Annotated in this window: 17 protein-coding genes; 11 read left to right on the forward strand and 6 right to left on the reverse strand. The window is 50.7% G+C overall.

The genetic code is table 11. The features are described 5' to 3' along the window. The first annotated feature begins 173 nt into the window (after nucleotides 1-173). Nucleotides 174-734: a gamma-glutamylcyclotransferase family protein gene (locus SATMO3_RS06815; protein WP_371379310.1), complete on the forward strand. Its 561-nt coding sequence runs from the start codon at nucleotides 174-176 to the stop codon at nucleotides 732-734. Nucleotides 735-1,279: 545 nt separating this feature from the next. Here SATMO3_RS06815 and SATMO3_RS06820 read toward each other — a convergent pair. Beyond that, the gene (locus SATMO3_RS06820; protein ID WP_371379312.1) at nucleotides 1,280-1,411 is read right to left on the reverse strand and encodes a hypothetical protein; all 132 of its coding nucleotides are present in this window, start codon (nucleotides 1,409-1,411) and stop codon (nucleotides 1,280-1,282) included. A gap of 232 nt (nucleotides 1,412-1,643) precedes the next feature. After that, nucleotides 1,644-2,708: a M48 family metallopeptidase gene (locus SATMO3_RS06825; RefSeq protein ID WP_371379315.1), complete on the reverse strand. Its 1,065-nt coding sequence runs from the start codon at nucleotides 2,706-2,708 to the stop codon at nucleotides 1,644-1,646. A 447-nt stretch (nucleotides 2,709-3,155) separates the two neighbouring features. Here SATMO3_RS06825 and SATMO3_RS06830 point away from each other — a divergent pair, with 447 nt between their 5' ends. The 9 genes from SATMO3_RS06830 (at nucleotide 3,156) to SATMO3_RS06870 (ending at nucleotide 12,884) form a co-directional block, all read left to right on the forward strand. Beyond that, a complete protein-coding gene (locus SATMO3_RS06830; protein ID WP_371379318.1) occupies nucleotides 3,156-3,929 on the forward strand; it encodes a sulfite exporter TauE/SafE family protein in 774 nt (257 codons plus the stop codon). A 249-nt stretch (nucleotides 3,930-4,178) separates the two neighbouring features. Beyond that, entirely contained in the window at nucleotides 4,179-5,261 is a 1,083-nt protein-coding gene (locus tag SATMO3_RS06835) for a sulfate ABC transporter substrate-binding protein (RefSeq protein WP_371379320.1), read from the forward strand. A gap of 17 nt (nucleotides 5,262-5,278) precedes the next feature. After that, nucleotides 5,279-6,118 (forward strand): sulfate ABC transporter permease subunit CysT, encoded by an 840-nt coding sequence (cysT, locus tag SATMO3_RS06840; RefSeq protein WP_371379323.1) that lies wholly within the window; start codon nucleotides 5,279-5,281, stop codon nucleotides 6,116-6,118. A gap of 145 nt (nucleotides 6,119-6,263) precedes the next feature. Next, nucleotides 6,264-7,151, forward strand: a complete 888-nt coding sequence (gene cysW, locus SATMO3_RS06845) for a sulfate ABC transporter permease subunit CysW (protein ID WP_371379326.1) — start codon at nucleotides 6,264-6,266, stop codon at nucleotides 7,149-7,151. 19 nt (nucleotides 7,152-7,170) lie between these two features. Continuing rightward, the gene (locus SATMO3_RS06850; RefSeq protein ID WP_371379329.1) at nucleotides 7,171-8,244 is read left to right on the forward strand and encodes a sulfate/molybdate ABC transporter ATP-binding protein; all 1,074 of its coding nucleotides are present in this window, start codon (nucleotides 7,171-7,173) and stop codon (nucleotides 8,242-8,244) included. Between the two features lie 66 nt (nucleotides 8,245-8,310). Continuing rightward, nucleotides 8,311-9,996 carry an adenylyl-sulfate reductase subunit alpha gene (locus tag SATMO3_RS06855; protein WP_371379332.1) on the forward strand — a complete coding sequence of 562 codons (1,686 nt, stop codon included), beginning with the start codon at nucleotides 8,311-8,313 and terminating at the stop codon, nucleotides 9,994-9,996. Continuing rightward, complete coding sequence (locus tag SATMO3_RS06860) at nucleotides 9,980-10,294, forward strand: ferredoxin family protein (RefSeq protein ID WP_371379335.1); 315 nt, start codon at nucleotides 9,980-9,982, stop codon at nucleotides 10,292-10,294. The genes SATMO3_RS06855 and SATMO3_RS06860 overlap by 17 nt, the downstream gene beginning before the upstream one ends. 14 nt (nucleotides 10,295-10,308) lie before the next feature. After that, nucleotides 10,309-11,109, forward strand: coding sequence for a sulfate adenylyltransferase subunit CysD (cysD, locus tag SATMO3_RS06865; protein WP_371379338.1), 801 nt, complete (start codon nucleotides 10,309-10,311; stop codon nucleotides 11,107-11,109). Nucleotides 11,110-11,156: 47 nt separating this feature from the next. After that, nucleotides 11,157-12,884: a sulfate adenylyltransferase subunit 1 gene (locus SATMO3_RS06870; protein WP_371379341.1), complete on the forward strand. Its 1,728-nt coding sequence runs from the start codon at nucleotides 11,157-11,159 to the stop codon at nucleotides 12,882-12,884. 89 nt (nucleotides 12,885-12,973) lie between these two features. Here SATMO3_RS06870 and SATMO3_RS06875 read toward each other — a convergent pair whose 3' ends face one another. Continuing rightward, nucleotides 12,974-13,843 (reverse strand): 4Fe-4S binding protein, encoded by an 870-nt coding sequence (locus SATMO3_RS06875; protein WP_371379344.1) that lies wholly within the window; start codon nucleotides 13,841-13,843, stop codon nucleotides 12,974-12,976. A 244-nt stretch (nucleotides 13,844-14,087) separates the two neighbouring features. Here SATMO3_RS06875 and SATMO3_RS06880 point away from each other — a divergent pair, with 244 nt between their 5' ends. Further along, on the forward strand, nucleotides 14,088-14,789 hold the full coding sequence (locus SATMO3_RS06880) for an ArsR/SmtB family transcription factor (RefSeq protein WP_371379347.1): 702 nt from the start codon (nucleotides 14,088-14,090) through the stop codon (nucleotides 14,787-14,789). A 112-nt stretch (nucleotides 14,790-14,901) separates the two neighbouring features. On the opposite strand, the gene SATMO3_RS06885 is transcribed toward SATMO3_RS06880, so the two are convergent. From SATMO3_RS06885 to SATMO3_RS06895, 3 genes are all read right to left on the reverse strand, one after another. Next, nucleotides 14,902-18,027 carry an efflux RND transporter permease subunit gene (locus SATMO3_RS06885; protein ID WP_371379350.1) on the reverse strand — a complete coding sequence of 1,042 codons (3,126 nt, stop codon included), beginning with the start codon at nucleotides 18,025-18,027 and terminating at the stop codon, nucleotides 14,902-14,904. Then, nucleotides 18,024-19,148: an efflux RND transporter periplasmic adaptor subunit gene (locus SATMO3_RS06890; protein WP_371379352.1), complete on the reverse strand. Its 1,125-nt coding sequence runs from the start codon at nucleotides 19,146-19,148 to the stop codon at nucleotides 18,024-18,026. Before SATMO3_RS06890 ends, SATMO3_RS06885 begins: the two co-directional genes overlap by 4 nt. A 183-nt stretch (nucleotides 19,149-19,331) precedes the next feature. Then, the gene (locus SATMO3_RS06895) at nucleotides 19,332-19,961 is read right to left on the reverse strand and encodes a TetR/AcrR family transcriptional regulator (protein WP_371379355.1); all 630 of its coding nucleotides are present in this window, start codon (nucleotides 19,959-19,961) and stop codon (nucleotides 19,332-19,334) included. Nucleotides 19,962-20,116: the final 155 nt, after the last annotated feature.

Consider the following 20,116-nt stretch of genomic DNA (forward strand, 5'->3'; position numbering starts at 1 on the left):
AATACATATTGACTTAGCTTGATTTCTGTGTTAAATTTTACTTGTAAATTCTATTGAGTTTCCTTGAAAATTAACAATAACGACTGAGCACAAGCAATGAGGCTGTATTCTAATTGCTTGTGCTTTTTGTTTATTTTCCGGGAATGAGAGTACAAACGAAAGGAGTCAAGCCTATGCCACAAATGGAAAGGCCACTGCTTTATTTTGCCTATGGCCTCAATCTTAATCCTAGCCAGATGGAAATGAAGTGTTCGAAATTTGAAATCGTTGGAATTGCCCGGCTTCACGGCTACAAAATGGATTTTTTTGAGTATTCTCCTGTCTGGGACGGCGCTATGGAGACGCTTGTTCCTGACCAAGAGACTGAAGTATGGGGTGTGCTTTATCGCTTGACCGACTATAGCTGGGATGAACTGGATAACTGCGAGGATGTCCGCCTGGACGGCACCGGCGCCTATTTTCGCTATCCGGCTGAAATCTATGGCGCCGATGGCATTACCAGACTGGCCATGCTGTATCTGAAGAGCCGTCAGGGGAAAGCGGCTCCGGCCAGTACCGAATATATGATGCAGGTGCTGAAAGGTGCAACTGTACAGGGGTTGCCTGCCGCCTATATTGAAACACTGCAGGCAATAGCAACAAACCCCGCTTCCTATCCGGTACCCAGGCGGCCGGCTTGCGCGCGCAGAAATTGCAGCACAGCAGGATGTGAGGGGTGTGAAGCTAGCCTATAGCTCCTGGTTACAAAAAAGAGACCAGCACACGAAGTGCTGGTCTCTTTCTCACTTAGTGACAGGAAACCAAATAAATGGGAAGCACTACTATCTAGGAAAACACTGTCTAGGAAAACAAAATCTAGGAAAACACTGGCGTGGAAAGCAAAATCGGGGGAAACATTGACGAGGAAAACAAAATCTAGGAGAGCATTGGCGTGGAAAACAAACTCTAGGGGAACATTCACGAGGAAAACAGAATCGAGGAGAGCAACCAAAAGGAAAACATTGACCGAATTCTTCAATCTCTTCTTCTTCTTGTCTTATCCACTCTTCAATTTCAGGATTTTCCCATTCGTCTCTTGGCACTGTACTCATTCCTTCTTGTGAATTTGCCAACTTAAAAAAAGTTCTGGCTATCACATAATATGGATATGGTAATCCAAGTGACACTCTTTCTTCGGAAGCTAAAGAAAGTTAAAGCTGCCTCATGCCTATTGAAACAGCAGTTTCACAATATTAAATCAAGCCGCCGGCGCATTAGCTATGCGCTGGCGGCTCGATTTTCAACGTTTCATTACGTTCTTTAATATGTCTGCAAAAGAAGTTGGCGGCTTCTTTTTTGATCCTTCCCTGGATGTAGTGGAATTTTGTTTAAAGTTTTGAGTGCTTTGAATAGCTGCCACCTTTAAATCCATATTATTCGCCCTCCTTGGCTAATAATTTGTCTTCTGCTTATATTATCGTTATAATTTGGTAATTTCTTAAGACTTTAGTCCTACAATATAATACTGAAGTCCTATAGTGGGTTCTGACAATTATCATAGTAAATAATAAAAGGAAGCGCAGGGACGGTTCCCGCGCTTCCTCCGGAGCTTATGGTATACCTAGGGAAATTCAATCAAAATCTTCTCAGCGGCGTAAGTTCGTTCAACCGGGATTTTTGCCCCGGCTTGGCGACCATTCGCGCAGTTTGTGCAGGAACTCGTCGGTCAGCTCCTCAAGGGTCAAGCCTGCCCCGGCCACATCCTGTTGACTGAGGGTGACGATTTTTTCATCGCCATAGTAGATAACCGCCTCATTTTCTGTGCGGTTCGCGACAAAACGGTCATTGGCAAAGTCCGGTTTCGCTGCCGCCAGATAGAGCGCACCGGCTGTGCGATAGGCGCGGTAGAGGGGCAGTTCACTGCCGGCGCTGGCTTTAAAAGCCGGCAGATTCCAGTTGCGGTCAGTGACTGTGGCGGCCTGTTTGTCGCCGGTCACCAGCGGAGTAATCTTGGCAGAGTGCATATACTTTTGAACAAGCTCAACCCGGGACCCGGGATCGGGATGGGTGGAGAACAGCCCGTAGCTGCCTTTGTTTGCCAGATCATTCAGTTTGTTCATGGTAATCAGCATGCTGTACGGATTGAAGCCGGCCTCGCGGATATGTTTAAAGCCCTGCAGATCGGCTTCCTGTTCTTCTTTGCGGCTATAGCCCGACATAATGGCATTCATGGCCAGATTCTGCAGAACTTGGCCACGGTCGCCGAAGGCAAGGCCAAACAATAGTTGAACAGTCCATGATTTTTCAATTTGCTTTACGCTGTGCCGCTTGTCGATATGGCCGAGTTCGTGCCCCAGAACAGCGGCTAACTCATCATCGGACGGCATATAATCGACCAGACCCTTAAATATGTAGATAAATCCTCCCGGCGCCGCCAAGGCGTTTACCTCTTTGGCATTGAGTACTTTGAAGGAATATTTCAGATCCTGACGGTCGGCTACCGTCACCAGCCTGGCGCCGATCCGGGCGACGCGCTCGGCCAGTTCGGGGTCATCCACCAGTCCGTATTTGCTTTCCAGTTGTTTGGCAACATTGGCTCCCAGCGATATTTCCTGTTGTGTGCTGATAAGCCCGGCTGATGCTCTTGGCAAACCATACAAATTAAGCAGAACCAGCAGGCAGAATAGAAGGCCTGTGATCCGGCGGATATAATTAGGTATCGCCGCCACCTCCCCACAAACAAATTTTGCTTTGACAGGAATATTCGACTAAAGCGGCGGTAAATCCTGTTGGGAGTTATTGTGATTTTGCCGGAGGCAGGGCAGTTTATATGCAAGTTGGTCTGGCGGAATGAAAAGAAAGCTGACAATAATAGACTGACGAATTTTTCTTGACAGCTAACTTGCCCCCATGCTATCATACCAATAATATTCATAAAGCTGTTTAGCTGATCAGAAATCTGAAGGCTAAGTTCTACCTGTTTTGGGCGGACTTAGCCTTTTCTTTTTCGGAAAAGGGGGGCCGGGATAGTTTCGGCGGGAGGTAACAGTATGGGCAGGCTCTGGAAGTTTATAGTACGGGAGACTAAGTTGCTGGTGACAAGCTTTATTGAATATGCTAAAATAGTGAAATTATAAGGCGCGACAGCTGCTTTTCAGACGTACTAAGGAGATACTATGCTTACATATCAATTACTTTTGTTCATGATCGGCTGCTCGGTCGGAGCTTTTGGCACCCTGATCGGCGTTGGCGGCGGGATCATATTTGTACCGATTTTTTTACTGGCGTTCCACTGGGAACCTCAACTGGCTATCGGCACATCCCTGGCTATCGTGTTTCTGAATGCTATATCCGGCTCCGCCGCATACATCAGGCAGAAAAAGGTATACTATGATGCCGCTATCCGCTTCAGTATCGCTACCGTACCGGGAGCGCTGGCAGGCGGCTTTCTTGCCGAGTACTTTACAAATGCCGGCTTTCACATTGCCTTCGGTATTTTATTAATGTGTGTGGCCGTAGTTATGTTTTTCCGTTCTTCGCCCTCTAGCGCCGCCAATGGTTTTGACGCGGCCGGTTTCCGTTATAACCGCACACTTGGCATTGCCATAAGCACTGCCGTCGGGTTTTTGTCCAGTATCTTCGGTGTTGGCGGCGGTATTATCCACGTGCCGGCCATGGTCTATTTCCTAGGCTTTCCCACCCATATTGCCACAGCCACATCGCATTTTGTGCTGGCGGTGTCCAGCCTGTTTGGCGTTATTTCGCATTATCTGGCGGAAAATATACTGGTTACGCCGGCCCTGATTATGGGCGCCGGCGCCATCGTCGGCGCTCAGCTTGGCGCCCGGGCGTCGCTAAAAGTAAAATCCCGGGTGATACTGATATTGTTGTCGGTTGCTTTATTTGGCCTGGGACTGCGGCTGGTTATTACCGCGTATAACTTCGGATAACTAAAAGGTATATACCGAAGCAAAAAACGACAAACTTGAAATAAATTCTTGACTATCCAGAATAAACCATTTAGAATAAGGTCATATCAAAAACAAATGCATAGCAAAAAGCTAACCAGAAAACTGGAGGCTAACTACAATCTTGTAGTTAGCCATTTTTATTTTCCGTCGCAAGCGGGAAAGGGCAAAAGGGTTTCCGGTTCCGGCGGTGCCGGACTAAACATAATGATTTTAAAGGAGGAGATTACGTTGGTTCAGTTCTTGTCAAAACAAAGATCCAAATCAGTAAAGGTATATCTGTTGGTTATCGCACTGGCGCTGGTTGTCGCCGGTTTAGCCGGCTGCGGTAAACAGGAAGCCGCTGCCGACAAAGCGGGCAACAAGGCTGCCGAACCTGTTAAGCTCTTAAATGTTTCTTATGACCCGACCCGTGAACTCTATAAAGAGTTTAATGACGCCTTTACCGCTTACTGGAAAAACAAAACCGGTCAGACGGTAACCATCCAGCAGTCGCATGGCGGCTCGGGCGCACAGGCGCGGACGGTGCGGGAGGGAATTGAAGCCGATGTGGTAACCCTGGCACTGGCCCAGGATATTGATGAACTGCAAAAGGCCGGCCTCATTACCGCCGGCTGGGAAAAGCGCCTGGCCCAGAACTCCACGCCTTATACTTCCACCATTGTTTTTCTGGTACGCAAAGGTAATCCCAAAAATATTAAAGACTGGGATGATCTCGTAAAACCGGGGGTAGCGGTCATTACTCCCAACCCGAAAACTTCGGGCGGAGCCCGCTGGAATCACCTGGCTGCCTGGGGCTATGCCTTAAAGAAATATAATAACGATGAAAATCAAGCCAAAGAATTTATCACTAAACTTTATCAGAATGTACCGGTACTGGATACCGGAGCCAGGGGCGCAACCACCACTTTCGTGGAACGCGGCCTGGGAGATGTACTCTTGGCCTGGGAAAATGAAGCTTTATTGGCAGAAAAGGAATTAGGCAAAGACAAATTTGAGATTGTGGCGCCGTCTATCAGTATTCTGGCCGAACCGCCGGTATCCGTAGTCGATAAAATTGTTGACAAAAAGGGCACAAGGCAGATCGCCGAAGCCTATCTGCAATACCTCTATACCGATCAGGGCCAGGAAATTGCCGCCAAAAACTATTACCGGCCGCGGGCTGAAGCTGTTGCCGCCAAATATGCCGGCCAGTTCCCCAAACTGAATCTGTTTACCATCGCCGACCTGGGCGGCTGGGCCGGTGTTCATGAAAAACATTTTAAAGATGGCGGTCTTTTTGACCAGATTTATACACCGAAAGCCAAACCGTAACGAAGTGGGGAATAATCATGAGCCTGAAATCCCTGATCATAACTAAACATAGCATATTGCCCGGCTTTGGTCTGACAATGGGATTTGCCATGCTGTACCTGGGGCTTTTAGTGTTGATTCCGTTATCGACTATTATTCTGAATGCGGCCGGCATGGGCTGGCCGCATTTTTGGGAAATCATCACGGCGCCGCGCCTGGTTGCTTCTTATAAGCTGAGTTTTGGGGCATCGCTCTTAGCAGCCGCTATTAACGCGGTATTTGGTTTATTGGTTGCCTGGGTGCTTGTACGCTATTCCTTTCCCGGCAAGCGGATCATAGACGGTCTTGTGGATCTGCCTTTCGCCCTCCCTACGGCAGTTGCCGGTATTACGCTGACGACTCTGTATGCTCCGAACGGCTGGATCGGCAAATATTTGGCCTTATTTGATATTAAAGGCGCCTACTCCCCTTTAGGAATTGTCATTGCCCTGACCTTTATCGGGTTGCCGTTTGTAGTCCGCATGGTTCAACCGGTACTTCAGACCCTGGATCAGGAAGTGGAAGAAGCGGCGGCCAGTCTGGGCGCCAGCCGCTTACAAACTTTTACCAGGGTTATTTTCCCGGAACTGCTGCCGGCTCTCTTAACCGGTTTTGCCTTAGCTTTTGCCCGGGCCCTGGGTGAATACGGCTCGGTGGTGTTTATCTCCGGCAATATGCCCATGCGGACTGAAATTACACCGCTTTTAATTATGACCAAGCTGGAGCAGTACGATTACGCCGGGGCCAGCGCCATTGCGGCCGTTATGCTCATTGTTTCGTTTATCATGCTGTTTTTCATTAATATATTGCAGTGGTGGCAGAGCAAGCGTCATGGCTGAGAATATATGAAATCCAATAAAGATTTCCTTTTAGGCGGGGTGTTAGTAACGCTTCGCCGCTGGCGCTTAACCTACGCTTGTACTAACACCCCACCTGTAAATCTTTATTGGATACTACGAGAAGGAAGAAAAGGAGGCGAGCCGAATGGCTGGCAATGTAGCCCTGCGGCAAAACACAACCACGACACGGCAGACCTCAGGTGCAGTAACCGAACTGCCGCTCATCCGCTGGCTGCTCATAACCGTTGCGCTTGGTTTTCTGGGCGTGATGCTGATTATTCCCGTTGTCGCCGTGTTCGTCAAAGCGTTGGAGCAAGGATTGGACCTGTATGTGAAGGCCATAACCACGCCGGATGCGATGGCGGCCATCCAGCTTACCCTGCTGACAGTAGTAATTGCTGTGCCGCTTAATACTTTGTTTGGATTGGCGGCCGCCTGGGCCATAGCCAAATTTGAATTTAGGGGCCGGAACTTTCTGATTACCCTGATAGACCTGCCGTTTGCCGTTTCCCCCGTTATCGCCGGTCTGATTTTTGTATTTTTATTTGGCAAGCCGGGCCTGCTCTGGCCCTGGCTGTCCGCGCATGACATCAAAGTCATATTTGCGGTGCCGGGCATTGTTTTGGCCACCGTGTTTGTTACCTTTCCATTTATTGCCCGCGAACTGATCCCGCTCATGCAGGCCCAGGGAACAGCCGAGGAGGAAGCCGCCCTGACCCTGGGGGCTAACGGCTGGAAAACCTTTCGGCATGTGACGCTGCCAAATATCAAATGGGGGCTGATCTACGGCGTAATCCTTACCAGCGCCAGGGCGGTCGGCGAGTTTGGCGCGGTCTCGGTCGTATCCGGGCATATTCGCGGCCTTACCAACACTATGCCCCTGCATGTTGAGATTTTGTATAACGAATACCAGTTTGTCGCCGCCTTTGCCGTCGCCTCCCTGATGACGCTGATGGCTCTCGTTACGTTGATTATCAAAAATATCGCCGAATGGAAAGTGCAGCAGCAGAACCAGGCAGCCGGGGAAGCGTAGCATACGGGGAGGTTAAATCATGAGTATTGAAATTGTAAATATCAACAAACAGTTTGGAACATTTACGGCGTTAAAGGATATTAATCTGACAATCCCAACCGGAGAACTGGTGGCCCTCCTCGGCCCGTCAGGCTCGGGCAAAACAACGCTCTTAAGGATTATTGCCGGCCTGGAAGTAGCCGATGAGGGTTCCATTCTGTTTCACGGCGAGGATACGGCAAAGCGCAATGTCCAAGAGCGGCAGGTAGGCTTTGTTTTTCAGCATTATGCCTTATTTAAGCATATGACTGTTTTGGAAAATGTCGCTTTCGGTCTCAACGTCCGTCCGCGCAGCTTGCGGCCCTCCAAAAGCCAGATTCAGGAGAAGGTGCAGAAATTATTAAGTCTGGTAAGGCTGGAGGGAATGGCCGGGCGCTATCCCAGCCAACTGTCCGGCGGCCAGCGGCAGCGGGTGGCCTTAGCCAGAGCGCTGGCGGTCGAGCCACAGGTCCTATTGCTGGATGAACCGTTCGGCGCGCTGGATGCCAAGGTGCGCAAAGAGCTTAGGCGCTGGCTGAGGCAATTGCATGATGAGCTGCATATTACCAGCGTGTTCGTAACCCATGACCAGGAAGAGGCGCTGGATGTGGCCGACCGGGTGGTTATTCTTAACAACGGCCGCATTGAACAGCTGGGGACGCCGGAAGAGGTGTATGATCATCCCGCCAACCCGTTCGTCTATGATTTCCTGGGAAATGTCAACCTGTTCCGCGGTCGCCTGCACAAAGGCCGCATCAGCATTGGCTCGATTGAACTGGCGGCGCCCGAGTACGTCAATACTGTGGATACGCAGGCGGTAAGCTTTGTCCGGCCCTATAACATTGAAGTGGAGCGGGAAGCGAAAGGTCCGGAGTTTATTCCGGCGCGCCTTCTGTTTATCCGGGCCGTTGGACCGGTTGTTCATCTGGAGCTAAAAAGAGAAGATACCGACGAACTGGTGGAGGTAGAGCTGGGCAAGGAACGGTTCCGGCAGCTTGCCCTTGCGACCGGTGAACTGGTATTTGTAAAACCTAAAGACCTGAAAATATTCATTCCCGAAGACTATGTCATCTAAATGCCTGTCAGGTATTTAGATGACAGGGGGTTACAAAATGAGCAGGAAAAAGTGGTGTGAAGTATCGTGCGTTTAACGGAAAAATATCTGGAAACCGATATTCTGATTATTGGCGGTGGGACGGCAGGCTGTTTTGCCGCCATAACCATTACTGAGAACTCCCGGGCCAACGTCATAATTGCCGAAAAAGCCAATATCAAGCGCAGCGGCTGTCTGGCCGCCGGTGTAAATGCCCTTAATGCCTATATTGTCAAAGGTCAGACACCGGAAACCTACCTGGAGTATGTCAGGCAGGACGCCGCCGGGGTTATACGGGAGGATTTAGTCTACACGATGGCCGAGCGGCTGAACCGGGTTACGGAAAAAATGGCGGGGCTTGGCCTGGTCATACAAAAAGATGAGAACGGCGAGTATGTTGCCCGCGGCAATCGCAATATAAAAATCAACGGGGAAAATATCAAGCCGCTGCTGGCTGAAGCCGTAGTGAACAGTCCTAACGTTACGGTAATCAACCGCATTAATATTACCGATTACATCGTCAAAGACGGGAAAATTATCGGCGCTTACGGTTTTGCCGTTGATTCCTGTACGTTTTATATTATCTCGGCCAAGGCCGTGATTTGCGCAAGCGGCGGGGCGGCCGGGCTGTACCGGCCCAACAACCCCGGTTTTTCACGGCATAAAATGTGGTACAGTCCTTTTAATACCGGCGCCGGTTATGCCATGGGCATCCGGGCCGGCGCGGAAATGACCACCTTTGAGATGCGGTTTATTGCCTTGCGCTGTAAGGACACCATTGCGCCGACCGGCACGATTGCCCAGGGTGTAGGCGCGCCGCAGATCAACAGCCGGGATGAGGAGTACGAGCGGCAGTATGGGCGGATGAGTACCGCCAACCGGCTGTATTCCACTGTTATGGAAAATAAAAACGGCCACGGGCCGTGTTATTTAAAAACAGCCGGTATCACTGCCGGGCAGCAGGACGAATTGTACAAGGCTTATCTCAATATGGCGCCGGCGCAGACCTTGCGCTGGCTGGAACGCACGGGGCCGGCGGCTGAAAATGTCGAGATAGAGGGTACCGAGCCTTATGTCGTGGGCGGCCATACGGCCAGCGGCTACTGGGTGGACACCAACCGGGCGACAACCCTTGCCGGACTCTATGCCGCCGGCGATGTGGCCGGCGGCAGTCCGCAAAAATATGTGACAGGCTGTTTGGCCGAAGGCGAGATTGCCGCTTTGGCAGCTCTTAAACACATTCAGACTGTAAATAATGCTTGGCCGGAAGCCGGTGAAGTACGCCAGGTGGCGGCCGGCTTAGAGCAAATGCTGCTGCCGGCGGCGGCCTGTTATACGGCGGAGGATATCGAAGAAGCCATGCAAAAAATTATGGATGACTACGCGGGCGGGATAGCGGCCGGTTACGCTTTCAATATGCAGCAGCTGCAGGTGGCCCGGGCACGGATCGAAGAACTGCTGGCCATGAGCAGGCAGCTAAAAGCAGGCGATATGTACCAATTGCTTCAGGTCTGGGAAGTCATTGACCGGCTGTATGTCTGCAAGGTTCTCATCCGGCACCTGGCGGCCCGGCAGGAGACCCGCTGGCATACGTTTCAGGAAAACACCGACTACCCGGAAAAAAACGACGCCGACTGGCTGAAATACGTTAATTCCCGGCTGATAAACGGGGAAGTTGAAATTCTGTTCCGAGACTTAGTAAAGAAGGATGAGCGTTATGAGCATCAGAATTGACCGTGAGTTCTGTGCTGGCTGCGGCCGGTGCCGGGAGGTGTGTCCCGGCAATCTCCTGTATGCGGCTGAGTCCGGTAAAACGGAAATACGGAATCCGAAGGATTGCTGGGGCTGTACCTCCTGTCTGAAAGAATGTAATTTTAATGCCATTCAATATTATCTGGGAGCCGATATGGGCGGGCGCGGCAGCCGGCTGTCTATCCGCCGGGAAGGCAATGTGCTTAACTGGACCGCCGTCCGGCCTGATGGCCAAAAGACAGTCATTTCTGTAGATAAGAAGCAAGCCAATGCATATTAGGAGGCGTTTAGACGATGGATCATTTGGACCGCTTGGAAGCGCAAAGTATCTTTATTCTGCGGGAAGCCTATAAAAAATTCGGCAAGCTCGGTATGCTGTGGTCAATTGGCAAAGATTCAACGGTATTATTGTGGCTGGCGAAAAAAGCATTTTTCGGGCATTGCCCTTTTCCGTTCATTCATGTGGATACAACCTATAAAATTCCGGAGATGATAGCCTTCCGGGACCGGGTCGCCAAAGAATACAACCTGGAGCTCATTGTCCATACCAATGAGGAGGCTCTGGCAGCCGGCATGGGACCGGAAAAAGGACGGCTGGTCTGCTGTAAGGCGTTAAAAACCGACGGTCTGCAGCAAGTTGTCACCAAATATGAGTTCGAGGGGCTTATCCTGGGGATTCGCCGGGACGAAGAAGGTTCACGCTCCAAGGAACGGGTTTTCAGCGAAAGGAATAAAGACTCGGAGTGGGACTATACCAACCAGCCGCCTGAGCTGTGGAACCAGTTTAAAACGGATTTCCCCAAAGGCAATCACATCCGGGTCCATCCGATTTTGCACTGGAACGAGATTGACATCTGGTCCTATATTGGCCGGGAAAAGATTCCGCTGGTGGGCCTCTACTTTGCCAAAAACGGCAAAAGATACCGCAGTCTGGGCTGCGCACCCTGTACCGGACAGATTGATTCCAATGCCACTACTATTGAAGAAATCATTGAAGAACTGAAAAACACCAAACAGGGCGAGCGGGCCGGACGGGCGCAGGACCAGGAGGATTCCTACGCCATGCAAAAGCTGCGCAAAGACGGATATATGTAATTTGAATTTCCTATCTTGAATATATTGGGACGGGGAGGACGGCTGAATTGGCTACTGAGAGAGAAGTACTGAACATTGTTGTTGTTGGCCATGTCGATCACGGCAAATCCACAGTGATCGGCAGGCTGCTGTATGACACCCATTCTCTGCCTGAAGGCGCAATCGAGCGGGTGAAACGAATTGCCAAAGAGAAGGGGAAACCCTTTGAATATGCTTATCTACTGGATGCTTTTGAAGAGGAACAGAAGCAGGGTATTACCATTGATACTACCCAACTGCAATTTCGCACCGAAGAAAGGGATTATGTCATTATTGACGCTCCCGGACATAAAGAATTCCTGAAAAATATGATTTCCGGCGCGGCCAGCGCCGAGGCGGCCCTCCTGATTATTGACGCCAACGAAGGCATACAGGAACAGTCCAAGCGGCATGGCTACATCCTGTCGCTATTGGGAATACAAAAGGCCTATGTGTTAATCAATAAGATGGACCTCATAGATTATTCGGAAGCGAAATTTAACGAAATTAAGCGGGAGATGAATGAATTTCTCCACAATCTTCACGTCTTTCCCCTGAAGTACATTCCTATCTCGGCTTTTTACGGCGAGAATATGATTGCTCCGTCGGCGAAAATGCCCTGGTACAAAGGGGAACCCATCCTGAAAGCCATTGACTTATTTGAAAAGGATACCGGCCTGGAAACAAAGCCGCTCCGCTTTCCCATTCAGGATGTTTACAAATTCGATAACCGCCGGATTGTTGCCGGCCGGATCGAAACCGGCACGCTTAAGGCCGGCGATCAAATCCTGATCTCACCCAGTAACAAACTGACCAAAGTTAAGACCATCGAGTACTGGGCCGAAAGAGATAAGCGCGACAGCGTTTCCGCCGGCATGTCAGTAGGCATAACCGTGGAAGACGAGTTTTTCAACCAGCGGGGCGAATTCATCGTTCATCCGGGGCAGGCGGCCATTACCGCCGATACCTTTAAGGCCAATATTTTCTGGATGGGAAAAGCGGAACTGGTTAAAGGCAAAGAATATAAGCTCAAGCTGGCGACCCAGGAAGTGGAATGCGAAATCTCCTCCATTGTGAAGGTTATTGACGCCACTACCCTGGAAACCATTGAGAACGCCGCTCTGGTAAAAACCAATGATGTGGCCGAAGTCGTCATCCGGGCCAAGAAGCAGCTGTGCTTTGACGAATTCAGGAATAATCAGCTGACAGGCCGGTTTGTCATTGTCGACGGCTATGATGTCAGCGGCGGCGGTATTGTGTCGGGTGTCGTGAAAGAGCTGCAGACGGTAAGCAAGCTGGCCGGCGGCGGCCTGGAGCTGGTGGTAAGCTGCTTTGACGATTACTTCTATGTACTCGCGGAAGGCACGGTGCGGAAGCTGGCTGCCCGGCCCCATACTTTTGCAAATGGCGATATCGTGGCTGTAGCCGGCAAAACCTATGAATACCCCGGGGATTTTGACATCATTGATTTGCAGTCCGGCATAACTGCAAGCATCCGCAAAGCCAAACTGGCTGGTGTCGATACCCTGGACAAATACACCTTTACCGGTGTGCCGGCAATTGACTCGCGGGGCGCCTGTCTCAGGCTGGCGACGGCGGAAGATTTCGCCGCTTTCTCCCGGGAACTGGCGGCCATTAGCGACTGGCAGGGCAAACAGGCCTCCAGCTTTACCAATAAGTGGCTGGATTTTGTTAAGTACCGTAATATTCCGGTGGTGGCGACGCTGGCAGCGGAAAGCGCCGACTATCATATTTAAGGAATAAGTTATTTATTAACAAATACCACTGACAAGCTGCTGTCAGTGGTATTTGCGTCCAAATCCTGCTAGCTGCTTATTAGCGTCTGTTACCCTTCGCTGGCTTTAGCCTGCTGCCTGATTATTTCCTGGCGGAAAGGCGGCAGCCCGATACGCTGGATTACATCGCCGATTCGTTCACCCTGAAGGCTCAATTGCCGATAGGCGTTCAGTATAGCCTGAACATAGCCAAGAGCATCCTGTTCAGGAATTACGGCAAAAACCTTAACGCCCAGCAGCGGTTTTTTGCCGATCTTCCCGCCAACATACACGGCAAAGCCTTGCTTTTGGGCAGTCAAGGCCTGGTGGGGACAATGCTTAACGCATTGGCCGCAACCGGCACATTTATCCCTGTCGATAGAAAGATTATTTTCCCGGACCTCAATCGCCTGAGAATTGCAATTCTGCCCGCAAAGGTTGCAGAGAGAGCAGTTCCCGGTCACTGCCGGCAGAATAACGCCGTGCAGGCCAATATCATTGATTTGCGGTTTGGCGCAGGCGCTGGGGCAGCCACTGACGGCGATTTTGGTTTTGCCGGCCAGTTCCTGCCCCACCATACCGGCATTAAGTTGCGCGGCCAGGTCGGCTGTATCGCCAAGGCCGCGCCGGCACAGGGCTTTCCCCGGGCAGGCAATCACGGTCATGATGCGCCTTCCCCGCACGGCTAAAAGTAAGCCAGCCGCAAGGAGTTCCCGGAAAGCAGCAGCTAGCTGGCCAGTCTGCACCCAGTGTATCTCCACCGACTGGCGGGTGGTAATGTGCAACTGACCCCGGCCGTATTTATCAGCCAGCCCGGCCGCTGTGCGGAACTGGTCGCTCGTCATATTACCGGCAATGGTTCGAATCCGCACAGCGGCAAATCCTGGCTGAAGCTGTTCGATTGTACCGTGTTGTTTAATAGCGCTAGCTTGATCAATCATACTGTTCGACCTCTCTTTTACAATGACTTTATCCGACGACTAACCCGCTCTAAGACTCCCACTTCCACAAGGGGAGTTATACCCCTACGGGCACAGGCGAGCGGCTAAGTCCCTGAATAAGGGCAACTAACCTTCAGATGGGGTTAAAACCCCACCTGAAGCTAAGTCTACTTTATGCTATTGTAACATGGTGACATTTCGGTTATGATCGAAGTATAAATGTTAAAGAGGAGGTTGAGTTGATATGAATGCAAATCCGAATCTTGCCGAAGTAGCCGCGTTGATTGGCGACCCATCGCGGGCCGCCATGCTGGTTAGTCTGCTGGGCGGGAAAACGTTGCCGGCCGGCGACCTGGCCCGGGCTGCCCGCATATCACCGCAAACGGCCAGTGCTCACCTGGCAAAAATGATAAACGGGGGGCTGCTTATTCAGGAAGTTTACGGCCGGCATAAATATTTCCGGCTGGCCAGCAGCGAGGTGGGCCATGCCTTGGAAGCGCTGCAGGTTATATCACCGGCTAAACAAATCCGGTCCTTGCGTGAATCGGATCAGGCCCACGCTTTACAGTTTGCCCGCACCTGCTACGACCATCTGGCGGGGAAAATCGGCGTCGCTCTTACAGACCGGCTGCTGGAGCTGAAGTTACTAGAGCATGCTGCAGGGAAAGAGTTTACAGTAAGTGCAGCCGGCATAGCCAAACTACACAGCTTTGGCGTGGAAGCCGAAAAAAGTCCTAAGAGCCGGCGTTGTTTTGCCCGGCAATGTCTGGACTGGAGCGAACGGCGGTATCATTTGGCGGGAAGCCTGGGCGCCGCCCTCACAAGACGGCTGTTTGAGCTTAACTGGGTGGAAAGCATTCCCGGCGGCCGGGCTGTGCGCGTAACGGCGTCCGGCGCTAAAGGTTTATATGACGAGTTTGGCTTACAGATAAATTCTCTTGAATAAAACGGTACCCGCAGATTTATATCTGCCATATTTGCCAGGTGAAAAGATATACACTCTTTGTCCGGAAAGCCCTTCAGCCGATTGCAGACTGAAGGGCTTTTCTACTTGCTTTTTAACCGTCACTTCTGAGAGAATGAGCATCTTCCTGATTGGTTTTACGGCATTTCTGCGGCTGGTCCGGCTGAACCTTATACCAGGCGGCATACAGGGTAGGTAAAACCAGCAGGGTTAAAACAGTTGCCGCCAAGAGACCGGCGGCGATGGCGATGGCCATCGCTCCCCAGAAGACACTGAAGGCTAAGGGTATCATTCCCAGAATAGCTGCGGCTGCCGTTAACAGGATAGGGCGGAAGCGAATTAAAGTTGCATTGATGATGGCATCCCAGAGCATTTCGCCGGCTGCCAGCTGCTGGTCAATCTGGTCTATTAAAATGACCGAGTTGCGCATAATGATGCCTGATAAAGCGAGGATTCCTAACTGGCTGACAAAACCCATAGGGCTGCCGGTAAGCAGCAGACCGGCAGAAACCCCAATCAAGCCAAGGGGAACTGTGAGGAGGGTCATTAATAATTTGGCGACATCCTGCAGCTGAATCATGAGCAGGATTAAAATGGTGATAATCATGCCGGGCACGGGTTCCATAAGCAGATTTATGGCCCGGATGCTGTCTTCTTTGGTACCGTCGAATTCAATACTGTAGCCCAGGGGCAGATCGGCCCGCAGGGATGCCAGCTGATCATACACCTGCTGGGTAATGTCGTTGCCGGTCATACCCAGTTCGGGATTCACTTCGGCCTGAACAATGATCATGGGTTTTAAACCATGCCGGTAAACCAGCCCCTCTTCGGCGTCATACCGGATTTTCGCAATCTGGTCGAGCGGGATGTACTGACTATTGCCAAGCGGAATGGCAAGATCCTGCAGGCAGGAGGGATCTTGCCGGTCCTGGGCGGTATAGCGGAAAACCATATTGACAGTTTTGTCACTTTCCCGAAACTCAGCCACGGCGGCTCCAGATAACTGAGTCTGGAGCGCGGTGGCCAGCGCCTGGGAAGTAACTCCTAAAGCCCGGGCTTTGTCCTGATCAATAGAGAGGTGCATAACCTTGCTTTTTTCATTCCAGTTTAAGTTCACATTTTTGGCGGCAGGATGGGCCTCCATCACCTGACGGACTTTTCCGGCAATTTCCCGCACCTTCTCATGCTCATAGCCTTTTACGCGCAGCATAACCGGGTAATCCGCCGGCAGACCGAAAGCCAGGGTTTTGACATGGCCCTGGACACTGCTGAATTCGGAGTTAAAAAGGAGTTCGGCCCGTTTGGCTACTTCATTGCGGGCAGCCGTACTTTTAGGCACAACAATAAATTCGGCGAAATTGGTTTTATTAAAGGCCGGCTCAAAGCTTAAAATAAAGCGGGGGGCCCCTTCGCCCACATGATAAGTATAATAGGCAATGTTGGGATCGTCTGACAGCCTTTGGGCGAACTGGCGGGCGATGTCTTCGGTATTTTTTAGGGAAGCGCCTTCCTGCAGTTTTAGCTGAATTATAAGCTCAGGCCGGGTAGAGGCCGGGAAAAATTCTTTTTTCACCAGGCCTAAAAGTAAGAGCGAGCCGGTAAAGCAAGCCAGGGTAACAGCCAATACCGCAGTGCGGTGTGTTAGACACCAGGCTAATACTTGTCTGAACCAGCGGTAAAATTTTGCATCGTGCATAGTGTGTTCCGCAAGCTGCCGGGCATCTGCACTGACTGGTTTCACTCTGATAAACAGGTAGCCCAGCAGCGGTGTTGCGGTACTGGCGACCAGCCAGGAGGACAGTAAGGCAATAGTTACAACAAAGAACAGTGAGGCAATGTATTCAGAAGCGCTGCCTTGCGAGAAGGCAACCGGAATAAAGCCGGCGCAGGTCACCAGTTCACCGGTCAGCCGGGGATAAGCGGTTGATGTATAGGCAAAACAAGCCGCATGAAAGCGATCCCAGCCTTGCTCCATTTTAACAACCATGGTTTCAATGGTGATAATGGCGTCATCCACCAGCAGTCCCAAGGCGATAATCAAAGCCCCCAGCGATATGCGCTGCAGATCGATGCCTAGTATTTTCATAAAAGTAAACACAATGGCAATGACCAGTGGAATAGAAAGAGCTACCAGCAGGCCGGAGCGTTTGCCCAGGCTGAGAAAACTTACCACCAGCACAATGGCGATGGCTTCGGCTAATGATTCGATGAACTCGTCAATAGATTTTTCCACCACCCTAGGCTGATTGACAGTCTGGGTGAGTTCAAGGCCTGCCGGCAGTTCCTGCTTTAGCCGCTGCATGAGTGCTTCCAGATCGTCACCTAAAGTAAGCACGTTGCCGCCGGCTTCCATCGCCAGTGTAATACCGATGGCAGGGTGACCGTTATAAAACATTTTAGGGTCGGTTGGTTCGCTGTAGCTGCGGGTGACTGAGGCGATATCGCCTAAACGGAATGTGCGGCCATTGGCCTGGATGGGGAGACTGCGGATATCTTCCAGGCGTTCAAACATGCCGGTTACCCGCAGATAGACGTTGTCGGTGGCTGTTTCGATCATGCCGGCGGCCGTCATGGCATTCTGCGCCTGCAGGGTAGCTGTAATGACGGCGGGGTCGATACCCAGTTGGGCCAGTTTAGTATTTTCTATTTCAATATAAATTTTTTCGGTTTGTACTCCCAATAACTGAACTTTTTTTACACTGGGCACGTCCAGAAGAATACGGCGGATTTTTTCCGCCTTTTCCCGCAGGTCTTCGTAGGAGTAGCCGTCGCCGGTCAGAGTGTAGGTAACACCGTACACTTCATCAAAACGGTCGTTAAATACCGGCTCGCTGACGCCTGCCGGTAAAGTTCCTTTCATATCGTTAACCGTATTGCGGACTTCAACCCAGCGGCTGCGGACATCCTTCTGCAGAACCTGATCTTTTAAATTCACAAAAATGACTGTCTGGCCGGGAGTCGAGTAACTCTTAAGGAATCGCAGCCCGGGCAGGTCCTGCAGTTTTTTTTCGATTTTGTCGGTGACTTGTTCTTCCATTTGCCGGGCTGTCGCTCCCGGCCAGGCGACACTGACAACCATTTGCTTGATGGTGAAATCAGGGTCTTCCATGCGCCCTAAGTTCTTATAAGAGAAAATGCCGGCAAGAAAGAAAAGGACCAGGAAAAAATACACAAGTTGTTTGTGATGCAGCGTCCATTCCGTTAGATTAAAATTTTTCATAGGATATCACCGTTTATTTTTACCTGCTGCCCTTCTGTTAGCTTATGTACGCCGGCTATGACAATTCGGTCACCCTGCTGCAAACCGTCAATTATCTCGATACTGCCGCTGCTGAATTTGCCTGTTTCAATGGGGCGCAGTATAAGCTTATTATCGCTTACCACCCAGACTGCCGGTTTTTCTCCGGTTTGATAAATGGCGGCCAATGGTATGGTAACCGGTTGCTGTGCAACAGAATCAGCGACAGCTACCGCTGCGGTCATGCCCAGCTTGACTTCCGCCGGGGGATTGATTAGCCGTATGCGTGCCTGGAAGGTTCGGGCCGTGGCATCGGCTATCGGGGCGATTTCTCTTACTTCACCGTCCAGGGCGAGTGCAGGGAGCGCCCAGAATGTGATCCTGAGTTTTGCTGCTTTTTGCAACTGTTCGATACGGTTTTCCGGTATATTTATTTCTACTTCCCGTTCCCCGTCCTGCACAATAGTCAATACCGTTTGACCGGCGTTGACAACCTGGCCGGCTTCGGAGCTGATGCTGGCAATGACGCCGGGTTTATCCGCATACAGCAGGCTGTATGCCAATTGGTTAGAACCCTGCGTATACAGGGCAGATGCCTGGCGGACGGCCGCCAGGGCAACTTCATAGGCAGTTTCATACTGATCCAGCTGAGACTGGCTAATGGCATTTTGCACAAATAATTGCCGGTAGCGGTTTACATTACTTTCCGCCAGTCTGAGCTGCGATTCGGCGGCAGCGACCTGAGCCAAGCCGCTGTTTACCGTTTGCTGCAGGTCTTTAGGATCGAGCTGCATAAGAACATCGCCGGCATTGACTGTGCTGCCCAGCTCTACGTTGCGCTTTATGATTTTACCGGCCGCTTGAAAGGCGAGCCGGCTTTCATAGCGGCCGCGTACGCTGCCGGAATAGGTATAACCTTGCGCCCTGTCGGCAGGAGCAATGACAAGCGTGCGAACGAAAGGTATTGCCTCCGCCGCGGCCTGCGGACGGTTGTGTCCCTGCCAGACAAGAACGGTAATGACACATAGCCCCGCTGCCGCTATAACGCCGGCATAGTACAGTCTTCTCTTCGGTACTGTCGTTAATAAAGATAGCAATTGCATGATTTCACTCCTTCTATGCAGAGAATATTTGAACCATTCAAAGAATAGTTTATATAAGTCATCCACATCAGTTGGTATGGATGATTGATTTTTTGAACCGTTCAACTAAATGATGAAAAATTAGCCCGGCAGTATTCTGCCGGAGCCTGCTTTTTTACCAACACACCGTCTGCCTGCAAAACCCTAATGAGTTATACATAACGAAAAATGCAGGGATTTTTCCGGTATTCCTAAGGCCTTTTCGATGAGAGATTCGGCCATATTCAGGTGATGGGCCATTATTTCCTCGGGAATTTTTTCGCATAAGGAATCTCCCAGACATAACATGATGGACATGATAAAAGTCATGGCCGTTGGCAGATGGGAAACATGGAAATAGTGTTTCCGGGCTCCTTCTTCAATGATTTTAAGCAGCCATGGTTTCAGTAAAAGGGTAGCCTGACGGAAAATTTTATTTTTGATATGTAAATGTTTCTCATCATATAAGAAATCAAGGAACAGGCCGTCTTTATATTGCGCAGTGCGAAACAAGGCATATATCATAAATTCAATTTTACGCGGCGGGATAGTGTCCGGGGACGAGGCCGTTTTTTTGACATCAGTTAACAGGGTCGAGATTTGCCGGTTAATCAACGCTTCCAGTATTTCCTCTTTGGATTTAAAGTAATAATAGAGCATTCCCTGAGCAACACCCATTTGCTTGGCAATATCACTGATAGTGGTTTTCCGGTAACCATTGGCGGAAAATAATGGTTCGGCGGCATCTAAAATTTCATCGATCCTGATTTGCGGATCCTGCGGTGTTCTGGCCAAAAAAATCACCTCTATAATTTGAACTATTCAAATTATAGAGGTGATTAAAAGGCGTTGTCAAGGTTTTGTTTTTTATCCGACGACTTAGCTTCAGATCGGGTTAAAACCCCGCCTGAAGCTAAGTCTGCTTTATTTGCCGCCGCAGGACCCGGGCG

It is taken from the genome of Sporomusa aerivorans (genome assembly GCF_041428895.1).
Lineage (GTDB): Bacteria > Bacillota > Negativicutes > Sporomusales > Sporomusaceae > Sporomusa > Sporomusa aerivorans.

Coding starts and splice junctions, on each gene's coding strand:
- SATMO3_RS06890 (WP_371379352.1), bottom strand. CDS start 19,148: ATGCAATTGCTATCTTTATTAACGACAGTACCGAAGAGAAGACTGTAC.
- SATMO3_RS06850 (WP_371379329.1), top strand. CDS start 7,171: ATGAGTATTGAAATTGTAAATATCAACAAACAGTTTGGAACATTTACG.
- cysT (WP_371379323.1), top strand. CDS start 5,279: ATGAGCCTGAAATCCCTGATCATAACTAAACATAGCATATTGCCCGGC.
- cysW (WP_371379326.1), top strand. CDS start 6,264: ATGGCTGGCAATGTAGCCCTGCGGCAAAACACAACCACGACACGGCAG.
- SATMO3_RS06815 (WP_371379310.1), top strand. CDS start 174: ATGCCACAAATGGAAAGGCCACTGCTTTATTTTGCCTATGGCCTCAAT.
- SATMO3_RS06880 (WP_371379347.1), top strand. CDS start 14,088: ATGAATGCAAATCCGAATCTTGCCGAAGTAGCCGCGTTGATTGGCGAC.
- cysD (WP_371379338.1), top strand. CDS start 10,309: ATGGATCATTTGGACCGCTTGGAAGCGCAAAGTATCTTTATTCTGCGG.
- SATMO3_RS06860 (WP_371379335.1), top strand. CDS start 9,980: ATGAGCATCAGAATTGACCGTGAGTTCTGTGCTGGCTGCGGCCGGTGC.
- SATMO3_RS06885 (WP_371379350.1), bottom strand. CDS start 18,027: ATGAAAAATTTTAATCTAACGGAATGGACGCTGCATCACAAACAACTT.
- SATMO3_RS06820 (WP_371379312.1), bottom strand. CDS start 1,411: ATGGATTTAAAGGTGGCAGCTATTCAAAGCACTCAAAACTTTAAACAA.
- SATMO3_RS06875 (WP_371379344.1), bottom strand. CDS start 13,843: ATGATTGATCAAGCTAGCGCTATTAAACAACACGGTACAATCGAACAG.
- SATMO3_RS06830 (WP_371379318.1), top strand. CDS start 3,156: ATGCTTACATATCAATTACTTTTGTTCATGATCGGCTGCTCGGTCGGA.